The following is a 20,665-nucleotide window of genomic DNA, read 5'->3' as shown; positions in this document are numbered from 1 at the left end:
GGCGCTGATGCCGGTCTTCTGGCCGAGGCGCGCGCCCGGCGGTGCGGGCGAGGGTGGTCCGCATCCTCACCACGGACATCAGGAGCACCCGATGCAGCGCAGCAAGTTCCTCGTCGGCGTCGTCGGCGGCGTGACCGCCGTCGTAGCGCTGGGCGGTCTCGGCACCCATCTGCTCTCCGGCACCGAGTCGACCAGCGGCCTGGACGGGCACACCACGGCGTCGGTGGGCGGCCACCGGGCGCTCGCGGCCGGCGTCGTCGCGAGCCGCACCGAGAGCAGGTACCACCCGCTGCCCTGGGTCGGCGACGAGCTCTCCGGCGTCACCTGCCCGACCGGTCTCAAGGCCGTGGCCGGCGCGAGCATCACCTGCACCGGCAGGAAGGGCGACGGCGAGACGGTCGGCATCCCCGTCCGGGTGACCAAGGCCGACGCCGGGAGCGTCACCTGGACGTTCGAGCGTTGAGAAGGGGCGACGACGTATCTTGAGCGCAGGCCCGTGCCGCTTCGAGGCACCGTCGCATCGCAGTCGGCCTTCCCCGACCGCGCAGGGGCCGTCCGTCCGTGAACCCCGTAAGGCATGATCGAGCCATGACCCTCCCCGCCCCGCCCGGTGCGCCCATCCGCGTTCTCATCGCCGACGACCAGGAGATGGTCCGCACCGGCTTCCGCTTCTTCCTCGACGCCCAGCCGGACATCACCGTGGTCGCGGAGGCCGCGGACGGCGAGGAGGCGGTGGCGCTGGCACGGCGGGAGCGGCCGGACGTGTGTCTGCTGGACATCCGGATGCCGAAACTGGACGGACTGGCGGCGACCCGGCTGCTGGCGGGGCCCGAGGTGGCCGACCCGATGCGGGTGGTCGTGGTGACCACCTTCGACCTCGACGCGTACGTGTACGGCGCGCTGCGCGGCGGCGCGTGCGGGTTCCTGCTGAAGGACTCGGGACCGACCCTGCTCGCCGAGGCGGTGCGGGCCGCGGCGGCCGGCGACTCGCTGGTCTCGCCGTCGGTCACGGTACGCCTGCTCAAGCACGTCACGGCCCCGCAGACCGAGTCCGCCGGCGCTGCCCCGGTGCGGCCCGCCCCGCTCTCGGAGCCGCTCACGGACCGGGAGCGCGACGTCGTCCGCCTGGTCGCCCTCGGCCGTACGAACGCCGAGATCGCCGCCGAGCTGTACGTCTCCCTGTCCACGGTCAAGACGCACCTGTCCAGCGTCCAGGTCAAGCTGGCGGCACGCAACCGCGTCGAGATCGCGGCCTGGGCCTGGCAGCACGGGCTCGCACAGTCCAGCGCCTGAGGCGTCCGGATCCCGGGCGGGCTCACTCGAACGGTCCGGTGCCACTGGTGGGCCGTCGGTTCCGGTGGTGCGCTGAGGACACGCGTCACGTTCTCAGGAGGCACTTGCGATGACCCGTCGTCCGACCCGACTCGCCCGCGCACTCTCCTCGGCCCTGGCGGCAGGCGCGCTGTTGACCACCGCGGCCTGCTCGGAGGACGGCGCGGACAAGGACGGCTCACGGGCCGCGGGCGTCACCGCGTCCCCCGTCGCCAAGAAGCGGCAGACCCCCTCCCCCGCGGCCCCCCTCACCGAGGCCGGCGCGCGGACCGCGCTGATCACCGCGGCGGACATCGAGGACGACTGGACGCAGGTCAAGGACACCGAGGCCGAGAACTGGCACGACAGCCTGCTCATCGGCACGGTCGACGTCTCCGACTTCCTCAGCGCCAAGGCCGGTGCCACCGACTGTCAGCGGCTTCTCGACTCCCTCTTCGACGACGACCTGCTGGGCAGGCCGTCGGGAGCGTCCGCGCTGCGCGGCTTCACCCAGGACGAGTCGCGGCTGCTGTACCAGGTGGCCTCCTACGACCGCACCGACCCGCAGGACTCCCTGAACTGGATGGCGACCCTGCCACAGACGTGCGACCAGTTCACCGTGACCGAGGACGGCGACGAGCGCACCGTCCAGGTCATCGAGACCTCACTGCCCGAGGTCGGCGACGCCCGTGAGGGTCTGCGTGTGACGGTGCGGGGCACGACCGGCGGGGAGGCGGCCACGCTGACGCTGGACGTCGCCGCCGTACGGGTCGGCAACGACGCGATCACCGTCACGGCGGGCGGGCTGGACGGGGACGAGCACGACTCCGTGGAGCAGGCGGTCAGGCTCGGCACCCAGCGCCTCAAGGACGTACTGGCCGGGAAGACGCCCGCCTCGACCCCCAACGCGATCGAGTAGCGCGGCCGACGACCGCACGCCCGCAGCCCTGCCCGCTCTGCCCATTCCCGGGACAACGTGATCAACGGAGCGGCACAATGGCGGCGACGGCCGGTTTCGGTCGTTCGTGCGAGGAGAGGACGAGTCGTGAGTGATGGCCACACCCCGTCGGGCGGGTCGGCGAAGCTGAACACCGGTGTGGCGCACAACGCGCGCGTGTGGAACTACTGGATCGGCGGCAAGGACAACTACGAGGTCGACCAGCGGGTCGGCGAGCATGTCGCCGGGATGTTCCCGATCATCCGGGACATCGCCCGCGCGGACCGCGACTTCCTGGGCCGGGCCGTGCGGTTCGTGGCCGAGGAGCGGGGCGTGCGCCAGTTCCTGGACATCGGCACCGGGCTGCCGACGGCGGAGAACACCCACGAGATAGCGCAGCGGGTCGCGCCCGACTCGCGGATCGTGTACGTCGACAACGACCCGATCGTGCTCGTGCACGCCCGGACGCTGCTGACCGGCACCCGCGAGGGCGTCACCGCCTACATCGACGCCGACGTCCACGACCCGGACGCCATCGTGGAACGTGCCGCGCAGACCCTGGACTTCGGCAAGCCGGTCGCGGTGATGATGCTGGGCATCCTCAACTTCGTGCTGGACCACGACCAGGCCCGCGCGATCGTGCGGCGTGTCCTGGCCGCGGTGCCCTCCGGCAGCCACCTGGTGCTGACGCACCCGACCTTCGACTCCGCACTCGGCGGCGAGGGCCAGATCCCGGCGATGAAGTTCTGGAACGAGAACGCCACCCCGCCGATCACCGCCCGCAGCGGCACGGACATCGCCGCGTTCTTCGAGGGTCTGGAGCTGGTGGAGCCGGGCATGGTGTCCTGCTCGCAGTGGCACGCCCCGGGTACCCCCGCCCCCGTGCCGCAGTACGGCGCGGTGGCCGTGAAACCCTGACGGCCGCCTGGCGGAGCTGTCCGGGCGGCCCGGCCGGGCACCCCGCCCCGACCCCCGTCAGCACCGCGAATGAGCGTTCGCAATTCCCGGAAAGTATGATCAAGCAATGTCTGACATGACCGAAACCACGCCCGGCTGGCTGACCAGCGACGAGCTGGAGCAGGCACGCGCCCGCATGCCGATCCTGTACGTCGAAGCCGTACCCGTGCGCGTCGACGACAGCGGCGAGGTCACCAGCATCGGCCTCCTGCTGCGCATAGGACCGGACGGGACGGTCAGCCGGACCCTGGTGTCCGGCCGCGTGATGCACCACGAGCGGGTCCGCGACGCCCTCCTGCGCCACCTGGAGAAGGACCTGGGCCCGGTGGCGCTCCCCCGGGTCCCGACCTCCCTGCAGCCGTTCACGGTCGCGGAGTACTTCCCGACCCAGGGCATCACGCCCTACCACGATCCGCGCCAGCACGCGGTCTCCCTCGCCTACGTCGTCCCGGTCACCGGCGACTGCCGCCCCCGTCAGGACGCCCTCGACCTGGTCTGGTTCAGCCCTCAGGAGGCGCTGTCCCCGGCGGTGCAGAGCGAGATGCCGGGCGGGCACGGGGTGCTGCTGAAGCAGGCGATGGCGCATGTGGGGTGCGTGGTCTGACGGCCGAGGGGGGCTGCGGGTCTTGACCGTCGTCGTGGTCGGCGCCGGGATCGTCGGCGCGTCCGTGGCGTATCACCTGGCGCGCCGCGGGGCGCGGGTGACCCTGGTCGACCGGGAGGCCGCACCGGCGGCCGGGGTGACCGGTGGCTCCTTCGCGTGGATCGGCGGCTGCGGCGGCGACTGGCCCGGTGGCGCCGAGGACCTGCGTGGTTCGGTGCTGGCGGACCATCGGCGCCTGGAGGCCGAACTGCCGGAGGTCGAGGTGCGCTGGAGCGGTTCGTTGACGTGGGGCGGCGCTCCGGTGGGATCCGGTCCTGGCGAGGGCCGGTATCGGCTGGGAGCCGCGGAGATCGGGGCACTCGAACCCGGGCTGCGCGCGCCTCCCGACGGGGCCGTGCACACGCCCTCGGACGGCGGGGTGGATCCCGTGGCGGTCACGGGCGCGCTGGTACGAGCCGCTGCGGCGCTGGGCGCGCGGGTGGTGCCGGGTGCGGCCGGAGTGGCTCTGGACCTGGCCGATGGGCGGGTCACCGGGGTGACCTCGTCGGCGGGGTTCCATCCGGCGTCGACCGTGGTGCTGGCGGCCGGTACCGGGGTCCCGGAGCTGGTCGCGCCGCTGGGCGTGGAGTTGCCGATCCAAGCCTCTCCCGCCTGCCTGGTGCGGCTCACGGCGCCGCCCGGGCTGGTGCGCACGATCGTTGCCGGGCCGGACTTCGAGGTGCGGGAAGTGCGGGCGGGGCAGTTGCTGATGACGCTGCCCCGGGCGGTCTCCGGGGAGACCGCCCTGCGTCGCCTGCGAGCGGCCTTCCACGGGGCGGACGGATGCCGCGTCCTGGATTCCCGCGTCAGCGCCCGCCCGATACCGGTCGGCGGACCCTTGCTGGGTCCTCTCACCCCGGACGGGTCCGTGTACGTGGCCGTCCTGCACTCGGCGGTCACCCTGGCGCCCACGGTCGGACGGCTGGTCGCACAGGAAATCGTCACGGGTGAGGCCGCCGAGGAACTGCGCCGCTGCCGGCCGAGGCGTGGCCTGCCCCGGTGAGGCGGGCGGCGCGGCGGGCCGCGGTGGGGCGCATGCCTGGGCGGCGTGGCCCGCACCGCGGTCTCGTCGGGTCGGTTGCGGTCAGCCGGGCGTGATGCGGCCCCGCCAGGCTCCGGACTCACTGCCTCGGTGCTCGATGTAGTCCTTGAAGCGCCGCATGTCGCCCTTGACGCGCCGGTCGATCGTTCCCATCATGTCCGCGGTCTTCTCCGCGGCTCCGCTCGGTTCGACATCCATCACGAGTTCCACCCGGGTGTGGGTGTCGTCCACGCGCTGGAAGCGGACCATGCCCTTCTGCTGGGTGTCGCCGCTGGTGGTGCGCCAGGTAATCCGCTCGTCAGGGAGCTGGTCGACGATCTCGGTGTCGAACTCCCGCCGTACTCCGCCGATCTTGGTGGTCCAGTGGTTGTGGCGGTCGTCGATCTGGGTGACCTCCTCGACGCCTTCCATGAAGTTCGGGAACTCCTCGAACTGCGTCCACTGGTTGTAGGCGGTGCGGACCGGAACCTCGACTTCCACTGCTTCCTTGACGGTGCTCATATCGGACCTCCTTTCCCGCTGCGGCGAGTACCCAGGAGTCGTCCGGCTACAAGTGCTGATCACCATTGCGCGATGACCAGCCGGTCGGCGGTGTGGACGCCGTGCTCGGCGGCCACCGTGGCCCTGCCGCCCGAAGACGTCACGACCGGAGTCGGCGGCCGGTCTCTCCCTCAGTTCGCGCGCGCGGAGCAGCGGCGGCACGCAGGCGGGATCCTCGAAGGCCGCGAGGTGGTAGGCGGCCGCGACACCGTTTCAGGGGCGCGACCGCTCAGCCGCGAAGGCGGGACATCGTCGGGTCGAACAGCGGCTCCTCCGCCACGACCGCCTCGACGCGCTCGTCGAAGTAGCCGATGTGCAACCTGGTTCCAGGGGCCGTGAGTTCCGTCGGCAGCCACGCGTAGGCGATGCCCTTGCCGATCGTGTACCCGTAGGCGGCACTGGTGACGTAACCGACCGAGCGGTCCCCGTCGTAGACCGGCTCCTTGCCCATGACGACCGACCGCGGGTCGTCGATCGTGAGGCAGGTCAGCTTCCGCCGTACGGCGGCCCTGCGGCGCTCCAGCGCGGCCTTGCCGATGAAGTCGCCCTTGTCGGGCTTGACGGCGAAGCCGACGCCGGCCTCGTAGGGGTCGTGCTCGTAGGTCATGTCGGTGCCGAAGGAGCGGTATCCCTTCTCCAGGCGGAGGCTGTTGAAGGCGCCGCGGCCGGCGAGGATCCCGCCGAGCGGCCGGGCCGCCTGCCACAGGGTGTCCCAGAGGTTGCGGCCGAGGTCGGCGGTGGTGTAGAGCTCCCAGCCGAGTTCGCCGACGTACGACAGCCGCATCGCTGTCACGGGGACGGAGCCGATGTGGGCGGGCTTGGCGCGGAAGTACTTGAGTCCGTCGTCGGAGAAGTCCTCGTCCGTCAGCGGCTGGAGGACCTTGCGGGCCAGCGGGCCCCACAGGCCGACGCAGCAGGTGCCGGGGGTGAGGTCGCGGACCTGGACGGTGCCGTCGGCGGGCAGGTGGCGGGTGAGCCAGTCGAGGTCGAGGTTGCCGTTGGCGCCGACCTGGAAGCGGTCCCGGGCGAGGCGGGCGACGGTGATGTCGCTGCGGATGCCGCCGTCGTGGCCGAGGAGCAGGGTGTACGTCACCGAGCCGACGGACTTGGCGACCTTGCCGGTGGCCATCCGCTCCAGGAAGTCGGCGGCTCCGGGGCCGCTCACCTCCAGGCGCTTGAGGGCCGTCATGTCGTACAGGGCGACGGTCTCGCGGGTGACCTGGGCCTCGGCGCCGACGATGGGTGACCAGTACCGCGCGGCCCAGTCGTTGGGGGTCGGGATGGAACGGCCTTCCAGCAGGCCCGCGTTGGCCTCGTACCACTGCGGGCGCTCCCAGCCGTTCGCCTCCAGGAAGAAGGCACCGTGCTCCCGCTGACGGGCGTGGAAGGGGCTCGTGCGGATCGGGCGCGGCTCTCCGGACGGCTGGAGCGGGTGGAGGATGTCGTAGACCTCGACGAAGTTCTGGCAGTCGCGGGCCAGGACGTACTCCGGGGTCAGCTGGTGCGGCTCGAAGCGGTTGACGTCGCACTCGTGCAGGTCGAAGGAGGAGCAGTGGCCGTCGACCAGCCATTCGGCCATCGCCCGGCCCACGCCCGCGGAGTGGGTGACCCACACGGCCTCGGCGACCCAGAAGCCCTTGACGTCCGGGGACTCGCCGAGCAGCGGGAAGGTGTCGGTGGTGAAGGAGAACAGGCCGTTGATGCCCTCCTCGATCTTGGCCTCCCGCGTGGCGGGGAGCAGGGACTGGGTCTCGCTCCAGGCGTCCGCGAAGTCCTCCTCCGTGAACTTCAGCACCGAGGGCATCTGGTCCGCCTCGTCGACGGAGAGGATGTCGTCGGCCGAGAGGGGCATCGGGCGGTGGCCGTAGGAGCCGATGCCGATGCCGTCGTAGCGGTCGCGGTAGTAGAGGTCGGCGTCCTGGTGGCGCAGGATCGGGCGGACGGCCTCCTCGGTCTGGCCGGCGAGGGCCGGTACGGGCCCGGTCCAGGCGAGTTGGTGGGCGAGCGGGGTGAGCGGGAGCTTCATGCCGACCATGCGGGCGATCCTGGGGCCCCAGATGCCGGCGCAGCACACGACGATGTCGGCGGGGATCTCGCCCTGGTCGGTGACGACGCCGGTCACCCTGGCCTCGCTCTGCCGTACGTCGAGGACCTCGTGGCGGGCCAGGAAGCGCACACCGCGCTCGGTGGCCCGGCGGATCTGTGCCTCGACGGCGAGCACGGCCTTGGCGAGGCCGTCGGTCGGGACGAGGAGGCCGCCGAGGACCTTGTCGCGGTTGACCAGGGGGTGCCGCTCGACGCACTCGTCGGTGTCCAGCAGACGGGCCTCGATGCCCCAGGCGGTGATCCAGCCGTGGCGGCGGCGCAGTTCGGCGAGGCGCTCGGGGGTGGTGGCCACTTCGAGGCCGCCGACCTGGAGGAAGCAGGGCCGGCCGTCGACGTCGAGGGAGCGGAACTTCTCGACGGTGTAGCGGGCCAGCTCGGTCATGGTCTTGGAGGAGTTCGTCTGGAAGACCAGGCCCGGGGCGTGCGAGGAGGAGCCCCCGGTGGCGGGGAGCGGGCCCTGGTCGACCACGGTCACCTCGGTCCAGCCGCGCGCGGAGATCTCGTCCGCGAGTGCCGCGCCCACGACGCCCGCTCCGATGATGACCACTCGGGGTCCCGCCATCGCCGCACCTCCGGTCCAGTTGCTTTTTACGCAACGTGATTCAGGTTGCGCAACTCAATGTGCCTGTGGCGCAGATGGGTGTCAAGAGGGTCGGTGACGTCGGAGAACGGCCCGGAAAAGGGCAATGCCCGGTGGGCGGCGCGCGTCCGTGCGCACCGCCCACCGGGCCTGTGTGAGGCGCCTACTTGAGCCAGGCGTCCACCTTGTCGCGGTTGGCCTCGACCCACTTCTTCGCCGCCGCCTCCGACGTCATCTTGTCGACCGCGATGTACTTGGCCACGGTGTTCTGGTCGTCGTTCGTCCAGGTGAAGTTCTTCACCAGGTCGTACGCCGGGCTGCCCGACTCGGCGAACTTCGCGCTGACGATCTTGTCGAGGTCGTAGACGGGATAGTCGCAGGCGACCTTCTCGGCATCGGCGTCACAGCCGGTCTTGTACTCCGGCAGCGCGACCTTGACCAACGGCACCTCGGACATGAACCACTGCGGCTCGTAGAAGTAGCCGATCACCCACTCCTTGTTCTTCTCCGCCTTGCGGAACGCCTGGATGAGCGCGGTCTCGCTGCCCGCGTACACCACCTTGAAGTCCAGCTTCAGGTTCTTCACCAGTGCCTCGTCGTTGGTGACGAACGACGGGTCGCCGTCGAGGAGTTGGCCCTTGCCGCCCGACTCGGAGGTCTGGAACCTGTCGGCGTACTTGTCGAGGTTCTTCCAGTCGGTGATGTCCGGGTGCGCCTTCGCCAGCCACGGCGGCACGTACCAGCCGATCAGGCCCTTGTTGCCGGTCTCACCGGCCTCCACAGCGGTCTTCTGGTCGGTGATGTACTTCTTCTTCAGATCGTCGTGACCCCAGTTCTCGACGATCGCGTCGACCTCGCCCGTCCCGAAGCCCTGCCAGGCGATCTCCTCCTTCAGGTCCTTCTTCGTGACCGTACAGCCGAGGTCGTGCTCCGCGACGTACGCGACGACCGCCGCGTTCGCCTCATAGCCCACCCACGGGTTGACGGCGAGGTTGAAGGTGCCGCACGTGCCGGAGCCGCCCGCGCCGTCCGCGCCCGAGGAGTCCTCACCGACCTTCGCGCCGCCGCAGGCGGTGAGGGCGAGACCGAGAACGGCCAGGCCGGCGGCGCCGGCTCTCCACTGTCGTACCTGAGTTGCCATGGGTCAGTGCTCCTTACGCGCTCACACGCCGCGCCGCTGCCTGAGTGATCCGGTCGAACATGACGCCGAGAAGGACGATGGCGAGCCCCGCCGCGAGGCCCTTCCCGTACAGCTGCCCCTGGGAGAATCCGGCCACGACGTCGTAACCGAGGGCGCCCGCGCCCACCAGGCCGCCCACCACGACCATCGACAGCACATAGATCAGGCCCTGGTTGGTCGCGAGCGTCAGGGCACCGCGTGCCATGGGCAGTTGGACCTTGGTGATGATCTGCCAGGTGCCGCACCCGGCGGACGTGGCCGCCTCGACGGTGGTCTCCGGCACGGACCGGACCCCGTCCGCGATGATCTTGATGGCGACCGGTGCCGCGTAGACGATCGCGGCGACGATGGCCGTGAAGCGGGTCGCGCCGAACAGCGCGAGGAACGGCACGAGATAGACGAACGGCGGCATGACCTGCGCCGCGTCCAGGGTGGGACGCACCACCCGGTCCACGAGGAGGCTGCGGCCCATCCACACGCCGAAGACGATGCCGAGGACCATCACCAGTACCGTCGCCACGACGGTGGACGCCAGCGTCGTCATCGCGTCGGACCACACCCCCGTGCCGACCAGCAGGCCCACGCACACGGCCGTGGTGATCCCGGCACGCAGGCCCCCGAGCACCGCGCCGAGCGCGATGAGCACCACGCCGACGAGCCACCACGGGGAGTCGGTGAGCAGCGCCTGGAACGGGTTGAGCAGGCCGTTGGTGATGCCGTCGCGGAAGGCGTTGGTGAGGCCCGAGAGATTGTCCTGCGCCCAGGTGGTCGCGGTGTCCGCCGCGCTCGCGATGGAGCGGCCGATGGCCCCCTCACCGGGAAACTCGGCCGCCCATACGTAGGTGTGCGACAAGTACGACGACAACCGCCGTGGCGACGCCGCCCGCGGCGAGCAGCGGACGGCGCCAGGTGAGCAGGCGGCCGCCCGAGCGCCGGGCCGTCTCCTCGCGGACGCCGGCGGCGGTGGTGACCCGGTCCAGGACGATCGCCATGACGACGATGGCGAGGCCCGCGTTGAAGGCGGTGCCCACGTCCAGCGACTGCAGGGCCTGGACGACGGTCTTGCCGAGGCCGGGCGCGTCGATCAGCGCCGCGATCGTCACCATGGCCAGCGCGGCCATGATGGACTGGTTGACGCCCATCACCACGGTCCGCTTGGACATCGGCAGCAGGACCTTCAGCAGCGCCTGCCGCCGTGTCGCGCCCAGCGACTCGGCCGCCTCGACGGTGGTCCTCGGTACGGAGCGGATGGCGTGCGCGGTGATGCGGATCGCGGGCGGCGCCGCGTAGATCACGGTGGCGATGGTGGCGGAGGCGCCGCCGATGAGGAAGAACAGGGTGAGCGGGGCGAGGTAGACGAAGGTCGGCATCGTCTGCATGAAGTCGAGGAAGGGCGTCACGATCCGGTTGAACCGGTCGGACAGCCCTGCCCACACGCCGAGCGGGATGGCGAACAGCAGCGCCACGAACACCGCGGAGAGGGTGAGGGCCAGGGTGTCCATGCTCTCCTGCCAGAGCCCCTGAAGCCCCATGAAGGTGAAGCCGGCCACGGCCAGCAGGGCGACCCGCCAGTTGCCCACCGCCCAGGAGACGTAGCCCGCGATGCCGACGACGCCGAGCCAGCCGATCCGCGGGACGGGGCGGCCGGCGGAGGGCTGGGAGATCAGGTCCTGGACGAAGGTCACCAGGGTGTCGATGACGAGGCGGATCTCGTTGAAGAAGTAGAGGAAGATCGGGTTGGTGTCGCGGTTCGCGCCGATGGAGTCGTTGGCGTCGTTGAACCAACGGTGCAGATCCGTGAGGTCCGCGGCCGCCAGGGCGAGCGTCTGCCTGCCGCGCAGCAGGGCGAAGATCAGCAGCCAGCCGACCAGGACGGCGGCCACCACCATGCCGCGGCTCACCTCGCGTCGACGGGCGGCGGGCGCGGCCACGGGTGCGGTGTCCTCGTTCGGCGGTCGCTCCGGCTTCCGCGGTCGCTCCGGCTTCTCCACGGCGACGGTCATCGGGCGCCGCCTTCCTGCCCGGCGACCACCGCGAGGATCTCCTCGTCACCGACGATGCCGAGCAGTTCGCCGTTCTCCACGACCTTGACCGGCCTGTCGGCCGCCAGCACCGCCCGGGTGGCCTCCTTCACCACGACGTCCGGGCCGAGTTCGGGACCGTCCAGGGCGTCGTCGGGCTGTGCCGGGCGCATGATCCACCGCAGGGTGAGCACGTCGCCGCGCGGCACGTCCTTGACGAACTCGCGTACGTAGTCGTCGGCGGGGGCGCCGACGAGTTCGTCCCCGGTGCCGCACTGGACCGTCCTGCCGTCGCGCATGATGAGGATGCGGTCGCCCAGTTTGAGCGCCTCGGAGAGGTCGTGGGTGATGAACACCATGGTCTTGCCGACCTCGTGGTGCAGCCGGATGACCTCGTTCTGCATGTCACGGCGGATCAGCGGGTCGAGCGCGGAGAACGGCTCGTCGAAGAAGAGGACATCCGGGTCGCCGGCCAACGCCCGTGCCAGGCCCACGCGTTGCTGCATGCCGCCGGAGAGCTGGTCGGGGTAGGAGTTCTCGTAGCCGGCCAGACCGACCAACTCCACGACCTCCAGGGCCCGTCGGGTGCGCTCGGCCCGGCCCGTGCCGCGGATCTCCAGTCCGAAGGCCACGTTGTCGACGACGCGGCGATGCGGCAGCAGCCCGAAATGCTGGAAGACCATGGAGAACTTGCTGCGCCGCAGCTCGCGCAGCCGCCTGCCGTCGGCTTCCCGGATGTCCTCGCCCTCGAAGACGACCTCACCGGCGGTGGGTTCGATCAGCCGGGTCAGACAGCGCACCAGCGTGGACTTGCCGGAGCCGGACAGGCCCATCACGACGAAGACCTCGCCCTTGCGCACATCGAAGTCGACGTCGCGGACGGCGGCGGTGCAGCCGGTGCGGTCCATGAGTTCGCGGCGGCTGAGGCCGCACAGCTCCTCGGACTCCGGCACCCGGTCGGCCTTCGGTCCGAACACCTTCCACAGCCGGCGCACGGAAATGACCGCGGTACCGTCCGCGTCCTGGGGCGTGCCGCGCCCCTGCGGCACCTCGGTCTGGGTTGGGGTCACGGTCGGCCTCTCTTCGGCGTTCAGCCGCGGAACCAGTGCTGCGGCCGGGGTCGGATGTTCTGCCAGATGTGCTTGGCCTCTCGGTACTCGTCCAGGCCGGTCGGTCCCAGTTCCCGGCCCACGCCCGAGTGCCCGAAGCCACCCCATTCCGCCTGCGGCACATAGGGGTGGTAGTCGTTGATCCACACCGTGCCGTGGCGCAGTCGCCGCGCGACCCGCTGGGCCTTGCCCGCGTCCTGGGTCCAGACGGCTCCGGCGAGTCCGTACTCGGTGTCGTTGGCGATGCGTACGGCGTCGTCCTCGTCGGTGAAGCGCTCCACGGTGAGCACGGGTCCGAAGGACTCCTCGTGCACCACGCGCATGTCCTGCCGGCACTCGTCGAGCACGGTGGGCGGGTAGTAGTGGCCGTCGGCGAGGGCCGGGTCGTCGGGGCGTTCACCGCCGCAACGCAGGACGGCGCCCTCGGCGAGTCCGGCCGCGACGTACGCCTCGACCTTCTCGCGGTGCCGCGCGGAGATCAGCGCCCCGGTCTCGGCCTCGGGGTCGAAGGGGCCGCCGAGGCGGATCCGGCGGGCACGGCGGACGACCTCGTCGACGAAGGCGTCGTGCAGAGCGTCCTCGACGATCAGCCGTGCACCGGCCGAGCAGACCTGCCCCGAATGCAGGAAGACGGCCGTGAGGGCGAAGTCCACGGCCGTCTCGAAATCGGCGTCGGCGAACACGACGTTGGGGTTCTTGCCGCCGAGTTCCAGCGCGACCTTCTTCACGGTCGCCGCGGCGGTGGCCATGACGCGCTTGCCGGTCTCCAGGCCGCCGGTGAAGGAGACCATGTCCACGGCCGGGTCCTCGCAGAGCGGTGCGCCCACCTCCGGTCCGGCGCCCAGGACGAGATTGGCGGCGCCGGCCGGGAGCCCGGCCTCCTTGAGCGCCCGCATCAGCAGGATCGAGGTGGAGGGGGTGAGTTCGCTCGGTTTGAGGACGATCGTGTTGCCGGCGAGGAGGGCCGGCGCCACCTTCCAACTGGCTTGCAGCAGTGGGTAGTTCCAGGGCGTGATGAGACCGCACACGCCGATCGGCTCATGGACGACGCGGCTTACGGCGTCGTCGCGGCCGGTGTCGATCACCCGCCCGGCGTCGGTGCCGCCGAGCCCGCCGTAGTAGCGCAAGCAGGAGACGACGTCGGCGATGTCGTACTCGCTCTCCACCAGCCGCTTGCCGGTGTCCAGCGACTCGGCGCGGGCGAGCTCCTGGGCGTCGCGCTCGATGACGCCGGCCGTGCGCAGCAGCAGGGCGCCGCGCTCCCGCTCGGGGGTGCGCGGCCAGGGTCCCTCGTCGAAGGCTCGGCGGGCCGCGGCGATCGCTGCCTCCGTGTCGGCGCGGGTCCCCTCCGAGACGGTCGCGGTCAGCGTGCCGTCGGCGGGGCAGCGGATCTCCCGGCGTCCACCGGCCACCGGGTCCCGCCATTCGCCGGCCACATACAGGTCTGCCACGCGCCAAGCCCTTCAGCCGAAATGCGTTGCGCATCGTGCATTCGATTGCTTGTGGTGGAACACCCTGGCGAATGCCACAGAGCTACGTCAAGAGGGGGGAGATGACGATTCAGCCGTGCGGGCGCCCGCGCGGCCACCCTTGACCGCGAGCGGCACCGGGTCCGACCATGTTGCGTATCGCTCATCATGTTGTGCCATACGCACCGACGGAGGCCGTCATGTCCCTTCGACCGCAACCAGCCGGCAGTTCGACGACCGGCTCCTCTCCGACGACCTGTGCAAGCAGCTGGAGGGCCGCGCCATCGACATCCACCACTCCTTCCTCCCCGGCTTCAAGGGCGCCCGACCCTACGAACAGGCCCACGCACGCGGAGTGAAGCTCGTCGGCGCGACGGCGCACTATGTGACGCCGGACCTGGACGAGGGGCAGATCATCGAGCAGGACGTGGTCCGGGTCGACCACTCGCTCGACCCTCAGGACCTCGTGACGGTCGGCCGGGACGTGGAGGCCCAGGTGCTCGCACACGCGGTGAAGTGGCACAGCGAGAGCCGGGTGATGGTGGACGGCAACCGTACGGTGGTCTTCCGCTGAGCGGCACCACGAAGGGGCGGACGGGCCGGCTCTGCGGCCCGCCCGCCCCTTCGTTTGCGGCGCGATCGTCTAGCCGGCCTGCTGCTGGGCGTCACGGTGGCGGTAGTAGGCGGCCTTCGACGGCGCGAGCGGCTCCTTGCCGAGGATCAGGTCGGCCGCCTTCTCGGCGATCATCATCACGGGTGCGTAGATGTTGCCGTTGGTGACGTACGGCATCACGGACGCGTCCACCACCCGCAGGCCCTCCAGGCCGTGCACCCGCATGCTGCCCGGGTCGACCACGGACATCTCGTCGGTGCCCATCTTGCAGGTGCAGGACGGGTGCAGGGCGGTCTCGCCCTCCTTCGCGACCCAGTCGAGGATCTCCTGGTCCGTCTCCACCTCCGGGCCGGGCGAGATCTCCCCGCCGTTGTACGGAGCGAGCGCGGGCTGGTCGAGGATCTTCCGGGCCACCCGGATCGCCTCGACCCATTCGCGGCGGTCCTGCTCGGTGGAGAGGTAGTTGAAGCGCAGCGCCGGGTGCTCGCGGGGATCCCTGCTCCTGATCTTCACCGAGCCGACGGCATCGGAGTACATGGGACCCACGTGCACCTGGTAGCCGTGGCCTCCCGACGGCGAGGAGCCGTCGTAGCGGACGGCGACCGGCAGGAAGTGGAACATCAGGTTGGGATAGTCCACGTCCTCGTTGCTGCGGGCGAAGCCGCCGGCCTCGAAGTGGTTGGTGGCCGCCGGACCCGTCCGCAACAGCCACTGCAACCCGATGAAGGGAGCGCGCCACTTCGCCATGTACGGCTGCATGGACACCGGCTGCCGGCAGGCGTACTGGACGTAGACCTCCAGGTGGTCCTGCATGTTCTCGCCGACACCCGGCAGGTCCTGGACGACGTCGACGCCGAGGGCACGCAGTTCCTCGGCGTTGCCCACGCCGGAGAGCTGGAGCAGCTGCGGCGAGTTGATGGCGCCGCCGCACAGGACGACTTCCTCGGCGCGCACCTGCTGGGCCGGGCCGCTGCCCCGCCGGTACTCGACGCCGACGGCGCGCTTGCCCTCGAAGAGGACGCGGGTGACGAACGCACGGGTCCTGACGGTGAGGTTGGGCCGCTTCATCGCGGGTTTGAGGTACGCCTTGGAGGCCGACAGGCGGCGTCCGCGGTGGACGTTGCGGTCGAACTTGGCGAAGCCTTCCTGCCGGTAGCCGTTGACGTCGTCGGTGGGCGCGTAGCCCGCCTCCTGGGTGGCCTTGAGGAAGGCGCCGAAGAGGGGGCTGGTCGCCGGTCCGCGTTCGAGGACGAGGGGGCCGTCGTGGCCGCGGAACTCGTCGTCGGGGTCGGCCGCGAGACAGTTCTCCATGCGCCGGAAGTAGGGCAGGCAGTGCGCGTAGTCCCAGCTCTCCATGCCGGGGTCGGCCGCCCAGCGTTCGTAGTCCATGGGGTTGCCGCGCTGGAAGATCATGCCGTTGATGCTGCTGGAACCGCCCAGCACCTTGCCTCGGGCGTGGTAGATGCGCCGGCCGCCCATGTGGGGCTCGGGCTCGGACTCGTACTTCCAGTCGTAGAACCGGCTGCCGATCGGGTAGGTCAGCGCCGCGGGCATGTGGATGAAGACATCCCACGGATAGTCGGAGCGGCCGGCCTCCAGCACCAGGACCCGGTTCGCCGGGTCGGCGGAGAGTCTGTTCGCCAGTGCGCTGCCGGCCGATCCACCGCCGACGATGACGAAGTCGTAGTGCAAAGGAGCCATGATGCCTCGTCTCGCTCGCGCCGTAGATACGCGAGGCATGCTAGCGCCGGTAGCGTCAGACGCACCAGGTTGCGAAGTACGCAACCTGGCGGGCCTCCGTTTCCGGCGTCGTCACTTGCAGTGGTGTTGTTTACTACGCGTATAGTTTTGTTGTGAGCAACCACAGCCAAGACACTGAAACGTCAAACACGCAGGCCGGCGGAGTGCAGTCGGTCGATCGCGCCATCAGCGTCCTCGAGATCCTGGCCCAGCGGGGCGAGGCGGGCGTCAGCGAGGTGGCCGCCGAGATCGACGTACACAAGTCCACCGCGTTCCGTCTGCTCGGCGCCCTGGAGGCGCGCGGTCTGGTGGAGCAGGCGGGCGAGCGCGGCAAGTACCGCCTCGGCTTCGGCATCGTCCGCCTGGCGGGCGCGGTCACGGGCCGTATCGACATCACCCAGCAGGGCCGCCCGGTCTGCGAGCGCCTCGCCGAGGAGATCGGCGAGACGGTGAACATCGCCGTGATGCAGGAGCACTACGCGATCAACCTGTACCAGGTGCGCGGTCCCGGCGCCGTCAGCGCCTACAACTGGGTCGGCCAGCTCACCCCGCTGCACGCCACCTCCAGCGGCAAGATCCTGCTGGCCCATCTGCCCGTCAAGCGGCGGGCCGCGCTGCTGGCCGAGACCGGCATGAAGAAGGTCACGCCTCGCACGATCACCGCGAAGACGAAGCTGGAGAAGAACCTCGCCGAGGCCCGTGAGCGTGGCTACGCGTGGACCCTGGAGGAACTGGAGATCGGCCTGCACGCCATGGCCGCGCCGGTCCGCAACCGGGACGGCGAGGTCATCGCGGCACTCAGCGCCTCCGGACCCGCCTACCGCCTGACCGAGGAGCGGCTGCACGAGCTCTCCCCGGTGCTGGTCAAGGGCGCGGAGGAGATCAGCCACCGCATGGGGTACCTGGGCTGAGTCACCCCTGGGGAGCGCCCAGGCGCTCGCTCACCCAGTCGTGGAAGACGCCTATGTGGTGCTCGCTGGGAACCAGCACGCCGCCCTTGGCGTACATGCGGGAGCCCATCGCGGGCTGCGTGCGCTCGCACGCCTCGAAGTCCTGTCGGTTGACCCGGTCGAAGAGTTCCACGGACCGGCTGACGTCCTTGCCGCTGTCGACGACGTGCGGCAGGTACAGCCAGTCGCACTCCACGATCGTGCGGTCGACGGCCACCGGGTACATCCGGTGGAAGATCACGTGGTCCGGGACGAGGTTGATGAACACCTGCGGCTTGACGGTGATCGCGTAGTAGCGGCGGTCCTGGTCCTCGGCCACGCCGGGGATGCGGTCCAGACCCTCGGAACCGTCGACCGTGAAGCCCTGGATGTCCGCTCCGAACTCGGCGCCGTGCCCGACGTAGTACTGCGCGGCGTAGCCGTCGGCGAACTCGGGGAGCACCTCGGTCAGTTCGGGGTGGATCGTGGCGCAGTGGTAGCACTCCATGAAGTTCTCGATGATGAGCTTCCAGTTCGCCCGGACGTCGTAGACGATCCGTTTGCCGACCGAGAGGCCCGCGATGTCGTAGTGCTCGATCGACTCCACGTCGCCGAGGCGGCCGACGACCTCGCCGACGACCTCCTCCTCGAAGGAGGGCGGGTTCTCCGCCAGGCAGACCCAGACGTAGCCGAGCCATTCACGGGTGGCCACCGGCGCCAGGCCGTACTCGGTGCGGCCGACGTCGGGCATCTTGGTGAGGTTGGGCGCGGCGACGAGCTTGCCGTCCAGGCCGTACGTCCAGGCGTGGTACGGGCATTGGAAGGCGCGCTTGACCTCGCCGCTCTCCTCGGTGCGGAGCCTCGCCCCGCGGTGCCGGCAGACGTTGAAGTACGCACGGACGGAACCGTCGCGCGAGCGGGTGACGAGGATGCTCTCGCGGCCCACGTCGACGGTGCGGAAGGCGCCGGGCTTCGCCAGTTCCGGGGCGCGCGCGACGCAGAACCACATGGTCTCGAAGATGCGTTCCTGCTCCTGGGCGAAGACCGCCGGATCGGTGTAGGAGGAGCCGGGGAGGGTGGCGATCAGGCTGTCGGGCAGGCTGGTCGAGGTCACGGTGCACTCCTCGGGAGACGTGGCGGGGTCATGCATGAGGGGCCGGAGGTACGGCGTCAGGCGGTCGCGGCGGCCAGCTGCTTGCGCCGGCGCGTGAACAGCCGCGGCTGGTTCATGCCGAGGACGGCGACCGCCCGGCCCGCGCGCCGGTAGACGGCGAGGACGTTCCGGTCGTCCGGGGCACCTTCCTCGACCGTCACGCTGTCGGCGCCGGCCGCGTGGCCGGCGAACTGGATCTTCACGCCGTACTGGTCGGACCAGAAGTACGGCGGCCGGGGCAGCCCCGGTTCCGTCGAGCCCCCCGACAGCAGCGCGGCGACGGCGGCGTCCGGCCGCTCCCGCGCGCCGGTCCAGTGCTCGACTCGGCGGTGGGCGCCCGCGCGGGGGTCGTACCAGTTGGCGCAGTCACCGACCGCGACCACCTCGGGCAGGCCGGTCCGGCCGTCGGCGCCGCACTTGACGCCGTTGTCGAGCTCCACACCCGATCCCGCCAGCCACTCGACGCACGGGCGGGCCCCCACACCGACGACGACGATGTCGGCCGGGACGCTGCGGCCGTCCTCCAGCAGGACGGCGTCCACCCTCCGCTCCCCGCTGAGCCCCTTGACGCCCACGCCGCACAACAGCCGTACGCCGTGGTCCAGATGGAGGCCGGAGACGACGGCGCCCATGGTCTCGCCGAGCGGTCCGGCGAGCGGTGCCGGGGCCGCCTCGACCACCGTCACGTGGAGCCCGAGGGCGCGGGCGGTGGAGGCGACCTCGGCGCCGATGAAGCCGCCGCCGATCACCACCAGCCGTCCGCCCAGGGCCAGTTCGTCGCGCAGGGCGCGGGCGTCGTCCAGGGTGCGCAGGGCGTGCACTCCGGCGAGGCCCTCGGTGCCGGGCAGTGTGCGGGCCGCGGCGCCGGTCGCGATGACGATGCCGTCGGCCCGGACCTCCCGGCCGTCGGCGAGCCGGACGGCGCGTGCGCGGCGGTCGAGTCCGGTGGCGCGGGCGCCGAGCAGCCACCGCGCCCCCAGGTCCTCGTCGTCCGTCTCCAGCGCGAGATCCGCCTCGCCGAGGGTGCCGGCCAGGAACTCCTTGGACAACGGCGGCCGGTCGTACGGGCGGTGGAGCTCGTCGCCGATGACGACCAGCCGCCCGTCGTAGCCCTGCCCCCGCAGCGAGCGCGCCGCCGACAGACCGGCCAGCGAGGCGCCGACCACGGCGACCGTCCTCACGCGGGACCACCGGCGAGCCGGGCGGCGACGCAGGGCGGCAGGTTGGGGGCGTCGGTGGACACCTGGACGTAGACCATGCCGTCCTCGACGAAGACCTCGTGGGTCCGCACCGGCAGCTTGGCCGGCGGGGTGTCGACGGCGCCGGTCCGCAGGTCGAACTTCGAGGCGTGCAGCGGGCATTCCACCTCGCAGCCCTCCAGCCAGCCGTCGGCGAGCGAGGCGTCCTGGTGGGTGCAGGTGTCGTCGATGGCGAACAACTCGCCGTCGTCGGTGTGGAACACCGAGACCGGCGGGTCGATGTCGAGCCGGAGGGCCTCGCCTCGCGGGAGATCCGTGAGACGGCACGCGGGAATCATCATGACACCTCGGGTGCGTATAGCGAAACGGATTGCGGTGAGCGCAACGTCAGTGTGGGTGCGGCTCCGAAGCGTTGTCAAGGCGTTCAAAAGCCTCGTTCTCACGGGCCGGCCGCGCGTCCTCCGGGCAGCCCGAAACGCCCGAACCACCTGCGGAAACAGGCGGAACGGGCGCCGCACGAATACCGATCGGGGAGGGTCAATCGGGGGCGGTCAGAAGCCGCGGTCGAGCCACTCCTGGAGGTGCGGGGCCTCGGCGGCGATCGTGGTCGTCGCCCCGTGCCCGGTGTGGACGACCGTGTCGCCCGGCAAGGTGAGCAACCGGTCCCGGATCGAGTCGACGATGGTCGGGAAGTGGCTGTACGACCTTCCCGTCGCCCCCGGCCCGCCCGCGAACAGCGTGTCACCGCTGAAGATCGCCGTCAGGGCCGGCACGTACAGACAGACCGCGCCGGGGGCGTGGCCCGGGGTGTGCAGCACGGTCAGCTCGACGCCTGCCACGGCGAGCACCCGGCCGTCGGCCAGTTCGCCGTCCGGCATCCGGTCCGGGTGGGTCTGCTTCCACAGTGGCAGGTCGTCGGGGTGGAGCCAGATCGTGGCGCCGGTGCGCGCGGCGAGTTCCGGCGCGGCGTCGATGTGGTCGTTGTGGGCGTGGGTGCACACGATCGCGGTGAGGCGGCGGTCACCGACGGCCTCGGCGATGGCGTCGGCGTCGTGGGCGGCGTCGACGACGATCACCTCGTGGTCGTCACCGACGAGCCAGACGTTGTTGTCGACGTCCCAGGTGCCGCCGTCGAG

Annotated in this window: 17 protein-coding genes and 2 pseudogenes; 8 read left to right on the top strand and 11 right to left on the bottom strand. The window is 70.9% G+C overall.

The window, feature by feature from the left end; all coding sequences use genetic code 11:
* Positions 1 to 91: 91 nt before the first annotated feature.
* The 6 genes from ABZ078_RS29440 to ABZ078_RS29415 all read left to right on the top strand — a co-directional run bounded on the left by ABZ078_RS29440 (position 92) and on the right by ABZ078_RS29415 (position 4,851).
* Positions 92 to 463 carry a DUF4333 domain-containing protein gene (locus ABZ078_RS29440; protein WP_356580171.1) on the top strand — a complete coding sequence of 124 codons (372 nt, stop codon included), beginning with the start codon at positions 92 to 94 and terminating at the stop codon, positions 461 to 463.
* Positions 464 to 588: 125 nt separating this feature from the next.
* A complete protein-coding gene (locus ABZ078_RS29435) occupies positions 589 to 1,293 on the top strand; it encodes a response regulator transcription factor (RefSeq protein WP_356580170.1) in 705 nt (234 codons plus the stop codon).
* 109 nt (positions 1,294 to 1,402) lie between these two features.
* The gene (locus tag ABZ078_RS29430) at positions 1,403 to 2,230 is read left to right on the top strand and encodes a hypothetical protein (protein ID WP_356580169.1); all 828 of its coding nucleotides are present in this window, start codon (positions 1,403 to 1,405) and stop codon (positions 2,228 to 2,230) included.
* 126 nt (positions 2,231 to 2,356) lie between these two features.
* Positions 2,357 to 3,166: an SAM-dependent methyltransferase gene (locus ABZ078_RS29425; RefSeq protein ID WP_356580167.1), complete on the top strand. Its 810-nt coding sequence runs from the start codon at positions 2,357 to 2,359 to the stop codon at positions 3,164 to 3,166.
* Positions 3,167 to 3,281: 115 nt separating this feature from the next.
* On the top strand, positions 3,282 to 3,809 hold the full coding sequence (locus tag ABZ078_RS29420) for an NUDIX hydrolase family protein (protein WP_356580255.1): 528 nt from the start codon (positions 3,282 to 3,284) through the stop codon (positions 3,807 to 3,809).
* A 22-nt stretch (positions 3,810 to 3,831) separates the two neighbouring features.
* Positions 3,832 to 4,851: an FAD-binding oxidoreductase gene (locus ABZ078_RS29415; protein WP_356580165.1), complete on the top strand. Its 1,020-nt coding sequence runs from the start codon at positions 3,832 to 3,834 to the stop codon at positions 4,849 to 4,851.
* Between the two features lie 81 nt (positions 4,852 to 4,932).
* Here the strand turns inward: ABZ078_RS29415 and ABZ078_RS29410 are convergent, their stop codons facing one another.
* The 6 genes and pseudogenes from ABZ078_RS29410 to ABZ078_RS29385 form a co-directional block, all read right to left on the bottom strand.
* Entirely contained in the window at positions 4,933 to 5,391 is a 459-nt protein-coding gene (locus ABZ078_RS29410; protein ID WP_356580164.1) for an SRPBCC family protein, read from the bottom strand.
* Between the two features lie 268 nt (positions 5,392 to 5,659).
* Positions 5,660 to 8,098, bottom strand: coding sequence for an FAD-dependent oxidoreductase (locus ABZ078_RS29405; protein ID WP_356580162.1), 2,439 nt, complete (start codon positions 8,096 to 8,098; stop codon positions 5,660 to 5,662).
* 181 nt (positions 8,099 to 8,279) lie between these two features.
* A complete protein-coding gene (locus ABZ078_RS29400; RefSeq protein ID WP_356580160.1) occupies positions 8,280 to 9,257 on the bottom strand; it encodes an ABC transporter substrate-binding protein in 978 nt (325 codons plus the stop codon).
* A 13-nt stretch (positions 9,258 to 9,270) separates the two neighbouring features.
* Positions 9,271 to 11,299 (bottom strand): annotated as a pseudogene (locus tag ABZ078_RS29395) (ABC transporter permease subunit).
* A complete protein-coding gene (locus ABZ078_RS29390) occupies positions 11,296 to 12,387 on the bottom strand; it encodes a glycine betaine/L-proline ABC transporter ATP-binding protein (protein WP_356580158.1) in 1,092 nt (363 codons plus the stop codon). Before ABZ078_RS29390 ends, ABZ078_RS29395 begins: the two are co-directional and overlap by 4 nt.
* A gap of 20 nt (positions 12,388 to 12,407) precedes the next feature.
* Positions 12,408 to 13,877, bottom strand: coding sequence for an aldehyde dehydrogenase family protein (locus ABZ078_RS29385; protein WP_356580156.1), 1,470 nt, complete (start codon positions 13,875 to 13,877; stop codon positions 12,408 to 12,410).
* A gap of 256 nt (positions 13,878 to 14,133) precedes the next feature.
* On the opposite strand from ABZ078_RS29385, the pseudogene ABZ078_RS29380 reads away from it, so the two are divergent.
* Positions 14,134 to 14,469, top strand: a pseudogene (locus ABZ078_RS29380) (formyltransferase family protein); the annotation flags it as partial.
* Positions 14,470 to 14,538: 69 nt separating this feature from the next.
* On the opposite strand, the gene betA reads toward ABZ078_RS29380, so the two are convergent.
* Positions 14,539 to 16,209 carry a choline dehydrogenase gene (gene betA, locus ABZ078_RS29375; RefSeq protein ID WP_356580155.1) on the bottom strand — a complete coding sequence of 557 codons (1,671 nt, stop codon included), beginning with the start codon at positions 16,207 to 16,209 and terminating at the stop codon, positions 14,539 to 14,541.
* A gap of 203 nt (positions 16,210 to 16,412) precedes the next feature.
* Between betA and ABZ078_RS29370 the strand changes: the two genes are divergently transcribed.
* Positions 16,413 to 17,159: an IclR family transcriptional regulator gene (locus tag ABZ078_RS29370; protein WP_356580153.1), complete on the top strand. Its 747-nt coding sequence runs from the start codon at positions 16,413 to 16,415 to the stop codon at positions 17,157 to 17,159.
* 1 nt (position 17,160) lies between these two features.
* Here ABZ078_RS29370 and ABZ078_RS29365 read toward each other — a convergent pair whose 3' ends face one another.
* The 4 genes from ABZ078_RS29365 to ABZ078_RS29350 form a co-directional block, all read right to left on the bottom strand.
* Entirely contained in the window at positions 17,161 to 18,291 is a 1,131-nt protein-coding gene (locus tag ABZ078_RS29365; protein ID WP_356580151.1) for an aromatic ring-hydroxylating dioxygenase subunit alpha, read from the bottom strand.
* Positions 18,292 to 18,347: 56 nt separating this feature from the next.
* A complete protein-coding gene (locus tag ABZ078_RS29360) occupies positions 18,348 to 19,511 on the bottom strand; it encodes an FAD-dependent oxidoreductase (protein ID WP_356580149.1) in 1,164 nt (387 codons plus the stop codon).
* On the bottom strand, positions 19,508 to 19,870 hold the full coding sequence (locus ABZ078_RS29355) for a bifunctional 3-phenylpropionate/cinnamic acid dioxygenase ferredoxin subunit (RefSeq protein ID WP_356580147.1): 363 nt from the start codon (positions 19,868 to 19,870) through the stop codon (positions 19,508 to 19,510). The genes ABZ078_RS29360 and ABZ078_RS29355 overlap by 4 nt, the downstream gene beginning before the upstream one ends.
* Before the next feature lie 210 nt (positions 19,871 to 20,080).
* Positions 20,081 to 20,665 (bottom strand): MBL fold metallo-hydrolase (locus ABZ078_RS29350; protein ID WP_356580145.1); only part of this gene is annotated, 585 nt, incomplete at its 5' end.

This window comes from Streptomyces sp. NPDC006385 (genome assembly GCF_040612485.1).
In the GTDB taxonomy this organism is placed as follows: Bacteria; Actinomycetota; Actinomycetes; order Streptomycetales; family Streptomycetaceae; genus Streptomyces.
Note: the sequence above shows the minus strand (reverse complement) of the source record. Positions and strands in the feature narration are given on the sequence as shown.

Excerpts from the sequence above, each read along its gene's own strand:
- ABZ078_RS29440 (WP_356580171.1), top strand. The coding sequence starts at position 92 with ATGCAGCGCAGCAAGTTCCTCGTCGGCGTCGTCGGCGGCGTGACCGCC.
- ABZ078_RS29435 (WP_356580170.1), top strand. The coding sequence starts at position 589 with ATGACCCTCCCCGCCCCGCCCGGTGCGCCCATCCGCGTTCTCATCGCC.
- ABZ078_RS29430 (WP_356580169.1), top strand. The coding sequence starts at position 1,403 with ATGACCCGTCGTCCGACCCGACTCGCCCGCGCACTCTCCTCGGCCCTG.
- ABZ078_RS29420 (WP_356580255.1), top strand. The coding sequence starts at position 3,282 with ATGACCGAAACCACGCCCGGCTGGCTGACCAGCGACGAGCTGGAGCAG.
- ABZ078_RS29410 (WP_356580164.1), bottom strand. The coding sequence starts at position 5,391 with ATGAGCACCGTCAAGGAAGCAGTGGAAGTCGAGGTTCCGGTCCGCACC.
- ABZ078_RS29405 (WP_356580162.1), bottom strand. The coding sequence starts at position 8,098 with ATGGCGGGACCCCGAGTGGTCATCATCGGAGCGGGCGTCGTGGGCGCG.
- ABZ078_RS29400 (WP_356580160.1), bottom strand. The coding sequence starts at position 9,257 with ATGGCAACTCAGGTACGACAGTGGAGAGCCGGCGCCGCCGGCCTGGCC.
- betA (WP_356580155.1), bottom strand. The coding sequence starts at position 16,209 with ATGGCTCCTTTGCACTACGACTTCGTCATCGTCGGCGGTGGATCGGCC.
- ABZ078_RS29355 (WP_356580147.1), bottom strand. The coding sequence starts at position 19,870 with ATGATGATTCCCGCGTGCCGTCTCACGGATCTCCCGCGAGGCGAGGCC.